13 protein-coding genes and 1 riboswitch are annotated in these 16,134 nt (G+C 72.0%); of the genes, 3 read left to right on the plus strand and 10 right to left on the minus strand.

Annotated elements, in window-relative coordinates:
* Positions 1–161 precede the first annotated feature (161 nt).
* Positions 162–1,136 (minus strand): DNA polymerase III subunit delta, encoded by a 975-nt coding sequence (holA, locus tag ACT4N7_RS05770; protein ID WP_444827535.1) that lies wholly within the window; start codon positions 1,134–1,136, stop codon positions 162–164.
* 137 nt (positions 1,137–1,273) lie between these two features.
* Positions 1,274–1,401: riboswitch (SAM riboswitch) on the plus strand.
* Positions 1,402–1,412: 11 nt separating this feature from the next.
* On the opposite strand from holA, the gene thrC reads away from it, so the two are divergent.
* On the plus strand, positions 1,413–2,684 hold the full coding sequence (gene thrC, locus ACT4N7_RS05775) for a threonine synthase (RefSeq protein ID WP_444827536.1): 1,272 nt from the start codon (positions 1,413–1,415) through the stop codon (positions 2,682–2,684).
* 66 nt (positions 2,685–2,750) lie between these two features.
* Here thrC and ACT4N7_RS05780 read toward each other — a convergent pair whose 3' ends face one another.
* From ACT4N7_RS05780 to nadD, 7 genes are all read right to left on the minus strand, one after another.
* Entirely contained in the window at positions 2,751–5,132 is a 2,382-nt protein-coding gene (locus ACT4N7_RS05780) for a ComEC/Rec2 family competence protein (protein WP_444827537.1), read from the minus strand.
* A gap of 6 nt (positions 5,133–5,138) precedes the next feature.
* Positions 5,139–6,287 carry a helix-hairpin-helix domain-containing protein gene (locus tag ACT4N7_RS05785; RefSeq protein WP_444827538.1) on the minus strand — a complete coding sequence of 383 codons (1,149 nt, stop codon included), beginning with the start codon at positions 6,285–6,287 and terminating at the stop codon, positions 5,139–5,141.
* An 87-nt stretch (positions 6,288–6,374) separates the two neighbouring features.
* Positions 6,375–7,220, minus strand: a complete 846-nt coding sequence (locus tag ACT4N7_RS05790; RefSeq protein WP_444827539.1) for a DegV family protein — start codon at positions 7,218–7,220, stop codon at positions 6,375–6,377.
* Positions 7,221–7,281: 61 nt separating this feature from the next.
* Positions 7,282–7,998 (minus strand): diglucosylglycerate octanoyltransferase, encoded by a 717-nt coding sequence (gene octT / locus ACT4N7_RS05795; RefSeq protein WP_444827540.1) that lies wholly within the window; start codon positions 7,996–7,998, stop codon positions 7,282–7,284.
* 5 nt (positions 7,999–8,003) lie between these two features.
* Entirely contained in the window at positions 8,004–8,618 is a 615-nt protein-coding gene (locus tag ACT4N7_RS05800) for a histidine phosphatase family protein (protein WP_444827541.1), read from the minus strand.
* On the minus strand, positions 8,615–9,007 hold the full coding sequence (rsfS, locus tag ACT4N7_RS05805; RefSeq protein ID WP_444827542.1) for a ribosome silencing factor: 393 nt from the start codon (positions 9,005–9,007) through the stop codon (positions 8,615–8,617). Before rsfS ends, ACT4N7_RS05800 begins: the two co-directional genes overlap by 4 nt.
* A 69-nt stretch (positions 9,008–9,076) precedes the next feature.
* The gene (gene nadD, locus ACT4N7_RS05810) at positions 9,077–9,673 is read right to left on the minus strand and encodes a nicotinate-nucleotide adenylyltransferase (RefSeq protein ID WP_444827543.1); all 597 of its coding nucleotides are present in this window, start codon (positions 9,671–9,673) and stop codon (positions 9,077–9,079) included.
* A gap of 172 nt (positions 9,674–9,845) precedes the next feature.
* Here nadD and ACT4N7_RS05815 point away from each other — a divergent pair, with 172 nt between their 5' ends.
* Both ACT4N7_RS05815 and ACT4N7_RS05820 read left to right on the plus strand, forming a co-directional pair.
* The gene (locus ACT4N7_RS05815) at positions 9,846–10,529 is read left to right on the plus strand and encodes a nitroreductase family protein (protein ID WP_444827544.1); all 684 of its coding nucleotides are present in this window, start codon (positions 9,846–9,848) and stop codon (positions 10,527–10,529) included.
* A gap of 10 nt (positions 10,530–10,539) precedes the next feature.
* Positions 10,540–12,672, plus strand: coding sequence for a RecQ family ATP-dependent DNA helicase (locus ACT4N7_RS05820; protein WP_444827545.1), 2,133 nt, complete (start codon positions 10,540–10,542; stop codon positions 12,670–12,672).
* An 822-nt stretch (positions 12,673–13,494) separates the two neighbouring features.
* On the opposite strand, the gene proB is transcribed toward ACT4N7_RS05820, so the two are convergent.
* Together proB and obgE are read right to left on the minus strand one after the other, a co-directional pair.
* Positions 13,495–14,610: a glutamate 5-kinase gene (proB, locus tag ACT4N7_RS05825; protein ID WP_444827546.1), complete on the minus strand. Its 1,116-nt coding sequence runs from the start codon at positions 14,608–14,610 to the stop codon at positions 13,495–13,497.
* Positions 14,607–16,049: a GTPase ObgE gene (gene obgE / locus ACT4N7_RS05830; protein WP_444827603.1), complete on the minus strand. Its 1,443-nt coding sequence runs from the start codon at positions 16,047–16,049 to the stop codon at positions 14,607–14,609. Before obgE ends, proB begins: the two co-directional genes overlap by 4 nt.
* Positions 16,050–16,134 lie beyond the last annotated feature (85 nt).

Genomic DNA, 16,134 nt, shown 5'->3' on the forward strand with positions numbered 1-16,134 from the left:
ACAAACTCGCCTCCCGCCGCCCGTGCTGACCCCCCCCCCCCCCACACCCACCCGGTGCGGGGGGGCCCCCCACCCCCCCCGGGGGGGGCGCCCCCGCCGTCGTGCCTGCCCAGTCCGCCTGCCGCGAACGGACCACCGTTCGCTCCGGCAACGCATCCAGATCAGCGGCGGTGGGCCCGGCCGAGCCGGAGGACGGCGTGTTCCAGGGCGTAGTCGGCGTTTGCGGCGACGCCCTTGACGTCTGCGTTCACCTCTGCCACCACCTTCATCGCCTCGACCAGGCCCGCGGGCTGCCATCCGCGCGACTGCGCGATGGCCTTCTTGACCTTCCACGCGGGCATGCCCAGTTCGCCCGCCAACCGGAACGGGTCGGCGCGCCCGGCACCCGCCACGCGCGCGACGGTGCGCACGGCGTCGGCCAGCGCGTCGGCCACGAGCACGTGCGGGACGCCGAGTTGCATCGCCCAGCGCAGGGCTTCCAAGGCGCCCGCGACATCGCCGGTGACCGCCTTCTCCGCCACCGCGAAGCCGGTGACGTCGGCGCGGCCGCGGTGGTAGCGGCGGACGGCCTCTTCGGTGACCGCGCCCGCCGTGTCGGCCACCAACTGGGCGGCGGCCGCGGCCAGCTCGCGCAGGTCGGAGCCCACCGAGTCGATCAGTGCGCTCACCGCGGCCGGGTCGGTCTTGCCGCCCGCCCGCCGGATCTCGTTGCGCACGAACGCCTCGCGCTCGGACGCCTTGGTGATCTTGGCGCACTCGACGACCACCGCGCCGGCCTTGCGGAACGCGGCCACCAGGTCCTTGCCGGGTTTGCGACCGCCGCCGTTGTGCACGACAGCCAGGACGATGCCGTCGGCGGGCTGTTTGGCGTAGGAGATGACGGCGGCCGCGGTGTCCTGGGTTGCCTCGTGCGCGGCATCGAGGACGATCACCCTGCCCTCGGCGAACAGCGACGGCGAGACCAGTTCGGCCAGCTCAGGCGGTGTGAGATCGGCCACCCGCAGCCTCGTCAGGTCGGCAGCGGGATCGGCGAGCCGCGCCGTGTCGAGCGCAGCCCGGATCGCGCGCTCGACCAGCAGCTCCTCCTCCCCGAGCAGGAGTTGCAGCGGAGGGGGGGTAACCGCGGGCGAGTTCACGCCGGAAATCCTGCCATGCCGATGGCCTGCCCGACTCTCGGATGGTGGACGGCCGAGTGGGCCGACGCCGACGCGTGCCGTAGCGTGAAGCGCAAGTCCGGGCCTGGGTTCAGCGTGCGCGGACCACAACTGAATACCGCTCATCCAGAGGGGCAGAGGGATCGGCCCGAAGAAGCCCCGGCAACCGGCGTCAGCCACGTCCGCATCGTGCGGGCGGGCCACGACCACGGTGCCAACTCCGACCCGTTCACGGGACAGATGAGGAGATACCTCGATATGACATCGACCGTCGACGTCCAGCGCTCCGCGCAGAACTCGCTCGACCTGGGCCCCGCTCGCGCCCTGTCGTGCCGGGAGTGCGGCCACCAAATCCCGCTCGCCGCGGAGTTCGCCTGCGCCGAGTGTTTCGGCCCACTTGAGGTCGCCTACGACTTCGGCGCCGTCACCAGGGCGGGCATCGAGGCGGGACCGCACTCGATCTGGCGCTACCGCGGCCTGCTGCCCGTTCCCACCGACGTCGCCAAGTACCCGAACACCGACCCCGGCCTCACCCGGCTGGTGAAGGCCGATCGGCTCGCGGCCGCGCTCGGCGTGAAGTCGCTGTGGGTGAAGGACGACACCGGCAACCCGACCCACTCGTTCAAGGACCGCGTGGTCGCCGTCGCGCTCGCGGCCGCCCGCCAGCTCGGATTCACCGTGCTGGCCTGCCCCTCGACCGGCAACCTCGCCAACGCGGTCGCCGCCGCCGCCGCCCGCGCGGGCTGGCGGTCGGTCGTGCTCATTCCCTCCTCCCTGGAGCGCGCGAAGATCCTCACCACCGCCGTCTACGACGGCGCTCTCATTGCCGTCGACGGCAACTACGACGACGTGAACCGGCTGGCCACCGAGCTGGCCGCGGAGCACGAGGACTGGGCGTTCGTGAACGTCAACGTCCGCCCGTACTACGCGGAGGGCTCGAAGACCCTCGGCTTCGAGGTCGCCGAGCAGCTCGGCTGGCGGCTCCCGCAGCAGATCGTCGTCCCGGTGGCCTCCGGGTCGCAGCTCACCAAGGTCGACAAGGCGTTCCGCGAGTTCGGCGAACTCGGCCTGGTCGAGCCGACCCCGTACCGGGTGTTCGGCGCGCAGGCCACCGGCTGCTCGCCGGTGTCGGCGGCGTTCAAGGCGGGCCTCGACGTGATCAAGCCGGTGAAGCCGGACACCATCGCCCGGTCGCTCGCGATCGGTGCCCCCGCCGACGGTCCGTACGTGCTGGACTCCGTGCGGCGCACCGGCGGCGCGGTCGAGGACGTGTCCGACGCCGAGGTTGTCGAGGGCATCCGGCTGCTGGCCCGCACCGAGGGCATCTTCGCGGAGACCGCGGGCGGCGTGACCGTCGCGACCGCCAAGAAGCTCATCGACAACGGCGTGCTCGACCCCGACGCCGACACCGTCCTCCTCATCACCGGCGACGGCCTCAAGACCCTCGACGCCGTGCAGGACCACGTCGGCCCCCTCGCCACCGTCGCACCCTCGGCCGCCGCCGTCCGCGAGGTTCTCGCCCGCAGGTAGCCACGCCCGCAGGCAACCACTCCCCTGGTGGCGCGCACCGCGTGTCCGCGCCACCAGGGGCCGTGGTCATCGGCGACCAGGCGGTGCGCGCGGCTCCCCGCGGGTCACCACCGCCGGACCCGCCACCACCGCGCTGTCCCCGGCGAGATCGGTCCGCACCACCAGGGCACCACGACCGGTCAACGCCGCCACCGTGCGTGGACTCGGATGCCCGTACCGATTCCCGGCACCGACACTGACCAACGCGACCCGCGCCCTGGTGGCCGCGAGAAACTCCGGCGCGGTGTAACGGGAACCGTGGTGGGGCACCTTGACCACCTCCGCGCTCAGGTCGACCCGCCCGGTCAACAGGTCGGCCTGCGCGGCGAGCTCGATGTCGCCGGTGAGCAGCACCCGACCCGCCCGCGTGGTCGCCCGCAGCACCAGGGAACCGTTGTTGATCTCCGTTCCGTCCACTTCGGTCTCGTCGACACGCTCCTTTCCGCTGGGGGACAATACTTCCAGGTCAAGACCCGGCCAGGCGAGCCGCTGGCCCGCGACCAGCTCGACCACCGGGACGTCCGCCGCCGCGGCCTCGCGGCGGACCTGCTGCCAGGCCCATCCGGGCGCCCGGCCCGGCCCGACCGCCACCGCACCCACCGCGCGGTCGGCCAACACAGCAGCCAAGCCGCCCACGTGGTCGGCATGCAGGTGGGTCAGGATCACCACCGGCACCCGATCAACACCCAGCCGATCGAGACAGTCGGCCACGGCTCCCGGCTCCGGCCCGGTGTCGACAACCACCGCACGGTCACGGTCCCCTGTGGACAATGCGACCGCGTCACCCTGACCGACATCGCAGGCGACGACCGCCCAGCCCGGGGGCGGCCATCCGGGCGCGATCACCCGGATCGGGATCACCACGACCATCGCGCCCGTCAGCGCGACCGCCACCGCGATCCTCGTCCGCCTGCCCCGCAGCGCGGCGAGCACCACCAGGACGACGAGCAGCAGCAGGGAACCACCCCACCACCCGCCCGGCCAGTCGAGCGCCGCACCCGGGACATCGGCAGCCTGCCTGCCGACCGTGATCAGCCACCCGACCTCGGGTCCGGCGAGGCGGACCAGCCATTCGGCGAGCCACGGCCACACCGGCATGACGAGCGCGGCCAGGACGCCGAGCACTGTCGCCGGGGCGACGACCGGCGCGGCCACCAGGTTCGCCACGACCGCGACCAGGCTGACCTGACCACTCATACCCGCGACGACCGGCGCCGTCGCCAGGTGTGCCGCCGCCGGGACCGCCAGCGCCTCGGCGAGTCCGCGCGGCACCCGCCGACGCGCCAGCGCGTCCGCCCATCGCGGCGCGACCAGCACCAACGCACCAGTCGCCAGGACGGACAACACGAACCCGAAGGCGACGGCCATGCCCGGATCGAGCACCACCAGTACGATGACGGCCGTGCCCAGCGCGGGCAGCGCGGACCGCTCCCGACCGAGCGCCAACGCGAGCAGACCGACGGCGCCCATCACGCCCGCACGCAGCACGCTCGGCTCGGGACCGGCGAGGACCACGAACCCGACCAACGCGAGCAGCGCCCCGACCGCGGCCCCGATCGGCCCGACCCGCAGCGCCCGCAGCAGGAGCAGGACCGCGAGGCAGACGATCGCCAGGTTCGCCCCGCTGACCGCCAGCAGGTGCGACATCCCGGCAACCCGGAACTCGTCCGCCACCGTGGTGGACAGCCCGTCGGTGTCGCCGACGACAAGGGCGGGCAGTAGTCCCGCCGCTTCGGTGTCGAGGACGCTCGCGGCCCGCCGAAGCCCGTCGCGCAGGACCTCGGCCGCTCGCTGCCAGGAGGGCGCCGTGTCCACTGAGGACGGCGGACCCCGCACCCGCAGCACAGCGACCGTGAGCTGCCCGCCGGTCGCCGGGGCGAGTGTCCCCGTCGCCGTGACGTGCTGGCCGGGCAGCAGCCGGGACCACTGGTCCACGGGTGCGAGCAGCAGGATGGCCCCCGTGGTCGGGATGCCCCTTCCGTCGACTACCTCGGCGGGCACGACCACCGACCGGATACCGGGCCGTATCCCACCGAAGCCGGAGGTCCGCACGGGCCGGGGTCGCTCGACGACCGCCACCCGGATTTCCACGGACTCTCCTCGATCCGCCGGTCCGCGCAGTGGGTCCGTCGCGGCCCCGTGGACGCGGACGGCGACCGGCAAGACCGCGAGCAGACCGCCCGCGAGCAGCGGCCATGCCGCATGCAGCAGCGGCAGGTGGGCTGCGGGTTTTCGGTTGCGGTGTATCAGGATCAGGATGGCCACCACGACGGCCGCGGTGCCGGTGGCTACGGCCAGAACCCAGTGGAGCAAGAGCCCGAGCAGCGCGGCGAGCCACAGGGCGAGGGCGGCGGGTATCAGCCTCCAGTCGTGGGTGGTGGGCAGGCGGGCGGAGTGTGGCGTAGTCATGCCGGCCTAGCGAACCGTGACGAGGTCGCGGAGGGTGTCGAAGCGGGCCGGTCCGATCCCGTCGACCTCACGGAGTTGCTCCACCTTGGTGAACCTGCCGTGTCGGGTGCGCCAGTCGAGGATGCGTTGCGCGGTGACGGTCCCGACTCCCGGGAGGGTGTCGAGTTGGGCCGCTGTCGCCGAGTTCAGGTCCACGGGACCTGATTGCGCCGCGTTGGTGGCGGCGCTCGCGGGGACGGGAATGCCGACATGGACCTGCTCGCCGTCGACCAGGCGGCGGGCGAGGTTGAGGGCGCTGAGGTCGGCACCGGGCAGCGCGCCGCCGCTCGCCTTGATCGCGTCGGCGACACGGGAACCCTCGGGCAGGGTGAGCAACCCTGGGGTGGCGACCTTGCCGACCACGTCGATGACCACACCGGCCGCGGGAGTGGCACTGACGGGGTCGACGGAGGTCGCGGCGACCGGGAGATCGGGTGGGGCCTCGACGGTCGGAGGATCGGACAGCGTGACGAACGCCGCCACGACAGCACCGACGACGACCAGGCCGACGAGCAAGGCGACCGGCACACGGCGTCGCTGGACCGGCGGATGTGGATCGTCAGGAGACCACTCGCGGACGAGGTGGTCCGGGCGACGGCGCCACCACGGTGTACTCGTCCGGGAAGCGACGGAGTCCGAGTCGGGTTCAGGCGTCCAACGCCGAACGAGGCGGCCCAGCCTGCCGCGCTGCCACCACGGTCGGCCGAGGTCGAGGAGATCCGCGCCCGGGTGGTGCTCGGCCACACTGACCTCCGCGGGGGATGGCGAGGACTGGGCCGTCGGGGCTGAGCTGTGGTCGGCTGACGCGCCCTGCTCGGACGGCAAGCACTGGTCTGGCGACTGGCCCTTGTCGGGTGGCAAGGGCTGATCAGCGGGCATCGGCTCGGACAGGCCGGTGATGCGGTCGGGCGGGATGGAGTGGCCGGGTGCCGGGAGTTGATCGGTGCCTGGCGGATGGCGCGGTGTGGACGCGTCCAGCCGGTAGGCGATGGGCGTGGCCTGGCCGCGATGAGAGGGGGCGGCGGCGGGGGTGTCCCAGGGGCGGCCCGCGATCTTGCTCAGGCGGTCGAGAACGTCATCGATGCGGGCCGCGCGGCGGCTTGTGGTGTCGAACATGGATTCGACGTTAGGGAGCCGGGGCGGGCTTTGCGAGGAGGGCCGCGAACCTGTGGATGGATTTCGGGTATGTGGACAAACTAGAGGTCAGCGGCTAGGGCAGACGATGACCCCGAGGACTCCTGGGCCTGTGTGCGCGCCGATAACCGCGCCCAATTCAGAGACGACGCAGCCCGCGGACCGGCGGATGCGTTCGTCGAGCCGGTTGGCGAGTTCAGCGGCCCTGTCGGGTGCCGCGAGATGGTGAACGGCCAGTTGAACCGGCGTGTCACCCGCCGCGTCGACGGCCAGGTCGACCAAGCGGGACAGGGCCCGGCTGGTGGTGCGGACCTTCTCCAGCGGCACGATCTGACCGTTGTGCACGTGCAGCAGCGGCTTCACGGCCAGCGCGGTGCCCAGGAACGCGGCGGCGGCACCGATGCGGCCGCCGCGGCGCAGGTACTCCATCGTCTCCACCACGAAGAAGCACTTGGTGTTCTCCGCCGCCTCGACAGCCGCCGCTTCGACTTCCGCACCGCTCGCACCCTCGGCGGCCACCGCCGCGGCCCGCAGCGCGGCGAAACCCAAGCCCATGACCGTGGTGCGGGAGTCCACCACGCGGACGACGTCCGGGCCGACCTCCGCCGCGGCCAGTCGCGCGGACTCCCACGTGCCCGACAGCTCACGAGACAGGTGAATGGACAGGACGCCGTCCGCGCCCGCGTCGAGCAGGCGGCGATATTCGGCGGCGAACTCGGCGGGGCTGGGGCGGGACGTGGTGACGGTCCGCCGCTCCTGCAAGGCGGTGGCCAGCTCGATCGGGCCGATGTCGATGCCATCGCGGCCTGCCCGGTCGTCGATGTGCACGAACAGGGGCACCACGCGGACCGCGTGCCGGTCGGCGAAGCCCTCTGGGAGGTACGCGGTGGAGTCGGTGACTACGGCGAACGGCACGAGCCGGGAGCCTAACCGGCCTGCCGCCGCGAACCTATGACCTGCGCCGCGCGCCGGAGACTCACTGTCGGTCCACGAGAGGGCCTATCAATTCCGCGACAGCCTTACCGACGAGTTCGTGGCCGTCCCATCCCCAGTGCAGGCCGTCGGCGTTGCCGTGGCCACCCAGCACGTGCTCCCCCACCACCGCGGCGACGTCGATCAGCGGGACACCCGCGCCGTCGGCCCAGCGCTGGATCGCCGACACGGCGTTGGCTCGCGCGGTGTGGACGTAGCCGTACGAGGGCGCGCGGTGCACACCGGGCAGGAGGGCGACAGCAGGCAGCTCGGGTCGCAGCGCGCGGATCGCGACGAGGGTGTCGTCGAGGTAGCGAACCGTCAGCGCGGCAGGCAGCGCGACCGGCCTACCGCGAGTGACCCGGGCCAGCCACGGCTGTGCGGCCTGGTAGCCCCTCCGAACTCGGCGGCGAAGGCTGTCGGGGCGCAGATAGCGGATGCCTTGACGCAGATAGGTCGGCAGCGGCGACGGCAGCGTGTCCATCCCGCCGACAGCCAGGACGAGCACGTCGGCCTTGGGAAGCTCCGGCCACACCCGCGGGTCGCCGATCAGCGACCAGTAGGCGTCGCGAGCGGTCCAGCCGAAGCCCGCGAACAGCTCCGCGTGGCCGCCGATGGCCGCCGCCGCCAGATTCGGCCACAGTCGGGGGTCGTCGGCGGGGTGGGGGCCGTCGGGACCGTGGAAGCACAGTGAGTCGCCGAACGTCAGCACGGTGGGCATCGGGTTTACCCGGTGATCCCCGCGTTGTAGGCGATGAGCCGCCAGCAGAGGCCACTGGCCTCGCGGCGGGCGAGCACCACCCAGTGGCAGTTGCTGATGCCGCCGAGTTGAGCCCAGTAGAGCACCGGCAGCTCTAGGAGACTCCCGGTGAGCGCGGTGATCAGACCGCCATGCGCGCACAGCACAGCGGTCTCATCGGTGCCCTCGTCCAGCACGCCGACGACCTCGGCCGCGCGGCCTGCCACCTCGACTCGGGACTCACCGCCGGGCGGGGCCAACGTGGAGTCGGTCTGCCACTGTCTTCGCGCACCCGGCCATTCGGCGTCTACCTCGGCGCTGGTCTTGCCCTGCCACAGGCCGAGGTTGGTCTCTCGCAGGCGCTTGTCGATACGCAGCGGGACGCCGATGGCCTCGCTGAACACCGTGGCCGTGTCGGTGGCGCGGCGCAGGTCCGAGGCCACAACGACGTCCGGGGAGAACCGAGCCAGCGCGGGCACCGCGAACCTGGCCTGGTTGCGACCCACCTCGGTCAGATTGGAGTCGAGGTGGCCCTGCATCCGCCCGGACGCGTTGTAGTCGGTCTCCCCGTGCCGCCACAGCACGAGCCTGCGCAAGGTCACGTGGCGCCGTCCTCCTCGCCCTCCGCGGGCCCGCGCGGGTCGAACTCGATCCGCGGGCAGTCCTTCCACAGGCGCTCCAGGCCGTAGAAGACGCGCTCCTCGGTGTGCTGGACATGCACGACGACGTCGACGAAGTCGAGCAGCACCCAGCGCCCCTCCCTGGCGCCCTCGCGGCGGACGGGCTTGGTGCCCGCGTCGCGCATCTTCTCCTCGATGCTCTCCACGATCGCGCCGACCTGCCGCTCGTTGGCGGCGGAGGCGATCACGAAGCAATCGGTGATCACGAGTTGGTCGGACACGTCCAGCACGATCACGTCGCTGGCCTTCTTGTCGGCCGCCGCGTTGGCCGCGACCAGGGCCAAATCGCGGGCGTCGGGCGTCGCTGCCACGTCTCTCCTAGGGGTGTCCACAATGTTGCAACCCGTCGAGGGTACCCGTGCCGCCCGCGAGGACCGTACTCACTGGTCAGCGGCGTACAGGTGGCGCTTCGAGATGTACTGCACGACACCGTCCGGCACGAGGTACCAGACCGGCTCACCGGCCGCGACCCGGACGCGGCAGTCTGTCGAGGAGATGGCCAGCGCGGGCACCTCGATCAGGCTGACGGCGCCCGACGGCAGGTGGTCGTCCTCCAGGTGGTACCCCGGCCGGGTGACGCCGACGAAGTGGGCCAGGGTGAACAACTCGTCCGCCTGGCGCCAGGACAGGATCTGGTCCAGCGCGTCCGCGCCGGTGATGAAGAACAGGTCGTCGCCCGGGTACCTGGCGCGCAGGTCGCGCAGGGTGTCGACGGTGTAGGTGGCGCCTTCGCGGTCGATGTCGACCCTGCTGACGGAGAACCGGGGGTTCGACGCGGTGGCGACAACCGTCATCAGGTAGCGGTCCTCGGCGGCGCTGACCTCGCGGCCACCCTTCTGCCAGGGCTGGCCGGTGGGCACGAAGATGACCTCGTCGAGGGCGAATCGCGCCTGCACCTCGCTGGCCGCGACCAGGTGGCCGTGGTGGATCGGGTCGAACGTCCCGCCCATGATCCCGATCCGGCGCCCCTGCGACATAGCCGGGAAGCCTAGTGGTCACGACCGGAGATTCGCCGGTCGCAACCACTAGTGTGCGCACAGCCCTGACGTGGGCCGCAAGGATCTCCCGGTGCACCCGTTCGGGTCATGGCTTCGCGCGATGGTCAGGTTGGTATTACAGATCACCGCGCGGATCGCGGACCATGGGGACATGGCCTGGGAACCGATGCACGATCAGCCGTACACCCCTGTCCCGTACCGCCCGGCGCGGATGAGCGCCGACGACTCGCGGCGGACCGCTGCCGCGCTGCGCGCCAAGATGGACCAGCGGCGCACGGTCCGCGCGTTCTCCCCGGACCCGGTCCCCGAACAGGTGGTGGTCGACGCGATCGCGATAGCGGCGACAGCGCCGTCTGGTGCCCACCAGCAGCCGTGGACGTTCGTGCTCGTCACCGACCCCGACATCCGGGCACGTATCCGGGCGGCGGCGGAGGAAGAGGAACGCCTCTCTTACGCGGGCAGACTGGGCGAGCAATGGCTGTCGGCGCTGCGACCGCTCGGCACGGACCGGCACAAGCCGCACCTGACCGACGCGCCCTATCTGATCGTCGTCTTCGAGCAGCGCTACTACCTCGACGGCGATGAGCAGCACAAGCACTACTACGTCGATGAGTCTGTCGGGATCGCGGTAGGCATGCTGCTGACCGCGCTGCACCTCTCGGGCCTGGCCGCGCTGACGCACACGCCGAGCCCGATGCGGTTCCTGTCCGAGGTGCTGGGCAGGCCGCGCAACGAAAAGGCGTTCGCGGTGGTTCCCGTGGGCTACCCGGCCGACGACGCGACCGTGCCAGACCTGGTCCGCAAGGATCTCGACCAAGTCCTGGTGTGGAGGTAGCCCCGGGCCGATGCGGGGATTGTCGGTGCCGTGGGGTAAGCACGTCGGTGTGGACGAACAGGCATTGCGACATTCGGCCGAGACGCGGTTGCGCGCCCTCGCGGGCCCCGACGCGCGGCTGCGCGACGACCAGTGGACCGCCATCCGGGCGCTGGTCGCCGATCGCGGCCGCGCCCTGGTGGTGCAGCGCACCGGGTGGGGCAAGTCCGCGGTGTACTTCGTGGCGACGGCGCTGCTGCGCGAGCTGGGCGAGGGGCCGACGGTCATCGTCTCGCCGCTGCTGGCGCTGATGCGCAACCAGGTCGACGCGGCGGCCCGCGCGGGGGTGCGCGCGGCGACGATCAACTCGGCCAACACCGCCGACTGGGACGCCGTTCAGGACGCGGTTGCCGACGGCACGGTAGACGTGCTTCTGGTAAGCCCGGAACGGCTCAACAACCCGGACTTCCGCGACACCGTGCTGCCGAAGCTGACCGCGTCGGCCGGCCTGCTCGTGGTCGACGAGGCGCACTGTATCTCCGACTGGGGCCACGATTTCCGGCCCGACTATCGGCGCCTGCGCACACTGCTCGCCGAATTGCCCGACGGTGTTCCGGTGCTGGCCACGACGGCCACCGCGAACGACCGGGTGGTCCGCGACGTGGCCCAGCAGCTCGGCCTGGCCGACGACTCGACCGTGCTGCGCGGGCCGCTGGACCGGGAGAGCCTGCGGCTGGGCGTGTTGCGGCTGCCGACCGCGCAGGCCCGGCTGGCGTGGATAGCCGAGCACCTTCCCGGGTTCACCGGATCGGGGATCATCTACACGCTCACCGTGGCCGCGGCGGAGGAGTTGGCGTCGTTCCTGCGCGACCGCGGGTTCGAGGTCGCGGCCTACACGGGCCGCACTGAGCCTGCCGAGCGGCAGCAGGCCGAGGAGGATCTGCTGGCCAACCGGGTCAAGGCGCTGGTGGCCACCTCCGCGCTCGGGATGGGGTTCGACAAGCCCGACCTTGGGTTCGTGGTGCACGTCGGCGCGCCGCAGTCGCCGATCTCGTACTACCAGCAGATCGGCCGCGCGGGCCGTGGCGTGCGGCGGGCGGACGTGGTGCTGCTGCCCGGCGTCGAGGATCGCGACATCTGGTCGTACTTCGCCTCGCTCGCGTTCCCGGCCGAGCTCGTGGTGCGGCAGGTGCTGGCCGTGCTGGACGACGCGGGCCGGGTGCTGTCGACGCCCGCGCTGGAGCCGCGCGTCGACCTGTCCCGGGGCAGGCTGGAGATGGTGCTCAAGGTGCTCGACGTCGACGGTGCGGTACGCCGGGTGCGCGGCGGCTGGGAGTCCACGGGCGAGCCTTGGGCGTACGACGCGGAGCGCTACGAACGGATCGCGACGGCGCGGGAGAACGAGCAGCGGGCGATCCTGGAGTACCAGTCGACCGACGCCTGCCGCATGGAGTTCCTGCTGCGCCAACTCGACGACCCGCACGCGGCGCCGTGCGGGCGGTGCGACAACTGCACCGGGCAGCGGTGGAGCGCGGAGGTGTCCGGCGAGAGCGAGGCGGCGGCGCGGGAGCGGCTGCGCAGGCCGGGCGTCGAAGTGACGCCGAAGAAGCAGTGGCCGACCGGGATGTCCGCGCTGGGGGTGTCGCTGTCCGGGAAGATCCCGGCGGGCGAGGCCGCCGGGGTCGGCCGCGCGCTGGGCAGGCTGACCGACATCGGCTGGGGCAATCGGTTGCGCGAACTGTTCGCCGCCCCGACCGACGGACCGATCCCGGACGAGGTGTTCACCGCGTGCGTGCAGGTCCTGGCGGCGTGGGACTGGGCGCGGCGGCCGGTCGGGGTGGTGACGATCGGGTCGAGTAGACGCGGCCTGCTGGTGTCGAGCTTCGGTGCACGGCTCGCGGCGATCGGCAGGCTGCCGCTGCTCGGTGAAGTCCAGACGGGTGAGCCCGCCGCACGGGCGAACAGCGCCCAGCGTCTCGCGCGGCTGTGGAACTCGGTGCGGGTGTCCGAGGAACTCGCCGCCCGAGTATCCGAAGTGGACGGTCCGGTGCTGTTGATCGACGACCGGATCGACACCGGCTGGACGATGACGGTCGCCGCCGCCCTGCTGCGGCGGGCGGGCGCTGGGGAGGTGCTGCCCTTCGCACTGGCGACGACGACGTAAAGCGGGATGACACGGCCGTGTCGAACCGGTCCGGCACTCGCCGATCCCTGCCCGAAGGCGCCTTCGGGCAAGACGGGGAGCCGAACCACCGGTCGTCAACCGGCGAATGACACTGGGCGTGTCCCAAAAGGACAGTCGCACCGCATCGGCGCGACCGGGATGCGGTAGTGGATCAAGAAACGGAGGGCAATCCAGCCACGAGCGACGGAACCCCGGCCAGGCACAGGTCTGGAGTAGCGCGACAAGACCAGATCGGCGCCACCCTCGGCGAGGGTCAGTCAGAAACGGAGGAAGCCAAGACGCCAACAACCTGAGCAACGATCCCACGGGCGACGGCCACCAGACGGCCGACAACTCCACCCACTGAGCCGATCATGGGCGGAACGGCGCGACCGATGACCGATGGCCGTTGGCCGTTGGCAATTGCCCAACGGTCACGGGCTGGCGGAACCTCGACCTCCGGGAACGGCACCGCCCAACCGCCACGGGCAAAGGTAAGGCAACCTGGCTGCCGGACAACCCTAACCCTACGACAGCCTGTCGTGGACGAGGGGTTTCCGACTGCCTCGACGCCACCACCCCAAGGGGCACGGGCAAACCGAACCCGCTCGTCGGCAACGCCACAGGCCAACGGTCACGGGCAACGTGGAACCGCTCGTCGGCAACAGCATCGGCCAACCGTCACGGTCGAAGGCAACCCGACCGTCTGCGGCACCACCACTCGACCGTCACGGGCCAACCGGAAGCCGATCCGACGACACCACCGCTCGGCTTTCGCGAGCCAAGCGAAACGCAGGGCGTCGGGATACCACTGCCGGACCGTCAGGGGCGGAGGGGGACCAGGTCGTCGGCGTGGACTACTTCGCGGCGGTGGTCGGGGGGGAGGTCGCGGGAGGAGCGGCCGATGAGGTCCGGGAGTTCGCCCGCGTCGAAGCCGACCACGCCGCGGGCGACGATGTGGCCGGACTGGTCGGCCAGGTCGACTACATCGCCTGCCTCGAACTCGCCGGTCATGGCGGTGATGCCTGCGGCGAGCAGGGAGCGGCGGCGGCCCACCACGGCGGCCACGGCACCGTCGTCGAGGGTCAGGGTGCCTGCGGCGTCGGCGGCGTAGCCCAGCCAGAAGCGGCGGGCGGTGAGCCTGCGGCCCGCGGCGGCGAACGCGGTGCCGACGTCGGCGGCCTTCAGGGCGACATCGGCCTGTGCGGCGGCGGCGAGCAGTACCGGCACGCCCGCAGCCGAGGCCAGTCGGGCGGCGGCGAGTTTTGACGCCATGCCACCGGTCCCGAGTCCAGACCGGCCGGTGACGCCCGCCCGCACACCGTCCACATCGGACTGGCCCGCCACCTCGTCGATACGGCGAGCCGCGCCCAGGCGTGGGTCGCCGTCGTAGAGGGCGTCCACATCGGACAGCAGGATGAGGGCGTCGGCGCCGATCAGGTGGGCGACGAGGGCTGCGAGGCGGTCGTTGTCGCCGAAGCGGATCTCGTCGGTGGCGACGGTGTCGTTCTCGTTGACCACGGGCACCACGCCGAGGGCGAGCAGCCGCGAGAGGGTGCGTTGGGCGTTGCGGTAGTGCGACCGGCGGACGACGTCGTCCGCGGTGAGGAGGATCTGGCCGACCTGCACCGAATAGCGGGCGAACGACGCCACGTACGCATGGCCGAGCGCGAGCTGTCCGACGCTGGCGGCCGCCTGCTGGGTGGCCAGGTCGCGCGGGCGACGCGGGATGCCGAGGGGCGCCAGACCTGCCGCGATGGCGCCAGAGGACACCAGGACCACCTGGCTGCCCGCCGCCAGCCGGGCCGCGACGGCGTCGACGAGGACGTCGAGGCGGGCCGGGTCCAGGCCGCCTTCGGCCGTGGTGAGCGACGACGAGCCGACCTTCACCACGACCAGTCGCGCCGCCGCGACCGCGGTCCGGGTCGGCGAGGTCACTCGTCGTCGTCTTCGGTGCCGGTGCGGCGGGCGATCTTGGCGGCCTTGCGCTCGGACGCGCCGATCCGGTCGCTCAGGTCGAGCCGGGGGTCGCTGCCCCGGCCGTGCATCATCACCGCGACGCCTGCCGGGGTGGACGGCTCCCAGTCGAAGGTGATCGAGCCGATGGTGACCGGGCAGCCCGGCCGCGCCCCGGCCCTGGCCAGCGCCTCCTCGACGCCCAGCCGGGCCAGCCGGTCGCCCAGGTAGCCGACGGCCTCGCTGTTGCCGAAGTCGGTCTGGCGCACCCAGCGCATGGGCCGCTCGCCCAGCACGATGAAGGCGCCGTCCTCGTCCGGGTCCTCGACCACGGTGAACCCCGCGTCGTCCACGGCGGTGGGGCGCAGCACGATTCGGGTGGGCTCGGGGGCGGGTTTGCTCGCCCGGTCGTCCTCGATGATCTTGGCGAGGGCGAAGTTCAGCTCGCGCAGGCCCTCGCGGGTGGCGGTGGAGACCTCGAACACCGGCAGGCCGCGCGCCGCGACGTCGGCGCGGACCAGCTCGGCCAGCTCGCGCGCCTCGGGCACGTCGATCTTGTTCAGCACGACCAGGCGGGGCCGGTCGGCGAGAGTGCCGCCGAGCGCCGGGGTGTAGCGGGCCAGTTCCTCTTCGAGGGCGTCGATGTCGGAGAGCGGGTCGCGACCGGGCTCGTAGGTCGCGCAGTCGACCACGTGCACCAGCACGGAGCAGCGTTCGATGTGGCGCAGGAAGTCCAGGCCGAGCCCCTTGCCCTGGCTCGCGCCGGGAATCAGGCCGGGGACGTCGGCCATGGTGTAGACCGACTCCCCCGCCGTGACGACGCCGAGGTTCGGCACCAGGGTGGTGAACGGGTAGTCGGCGATCTTCGGCTTGGCCGAGGACAGCACCGAGATCAGCGACGACTTGCCCGCCGACGGGAAGCCGAGCAGACCGGCGTCGGCGACCGACCGCAGCTCCAGCACCAGGTCGCGGGTCTCCCCCGGCTCGCCGAGCAGCGCGAACCCGGGCGCGCGACGGGCCTTGGAGGCGAGCGAGGCGTTGCCGAGACCGCCGCGGCCGCCCTGGGCGGCGACGAACCGGGTGCCGTGGCCGACCAGGTCGGCGAGGATCTCGCCGCCCTCGGTCAGGATGACGGTGCCGTCGGGCACCTTCAGTTCGAGGTTCTCCCCCGTGGCGCCGTCCTTGTTGGCGCCCTGGCCCTGTTTGCCGCTGCCCGCGTCCGCGTGCGGGCGAAAGTGGAAGTCGAGCAGCGTGTGCACGTTGCTGTCGACGGTCAGCACGACGTCGCCGCCGTTGCCGCCGTTGCCGCCGTCGGGGCCGCCGAGCGGCTTGAATTTCTCCCGGTGCACCGACGCGCACCCGTTGCCGCCGCTGCCCGCGGCAACGTGGATGACCACCCGGTCGACGAATCGGGACACCAGATTTTCCTTTCAGAACCGCAAAAGACGAGGAGCGGGCCGGATGCGCTCCAGCCCGCTCCTCGTCCGAGGTCTAGCGTCCGCAGAG

The sequence above is a fragment of the Actinokineospora sp. genome, assembly GCF_052390155.1.
Taxonomy (GTDB): domain Bacteria; phylum Actinomycetota; class Actinomycetes; order Mycobacteriales; family Pseudonocardiaceae; genus Actinokineospora.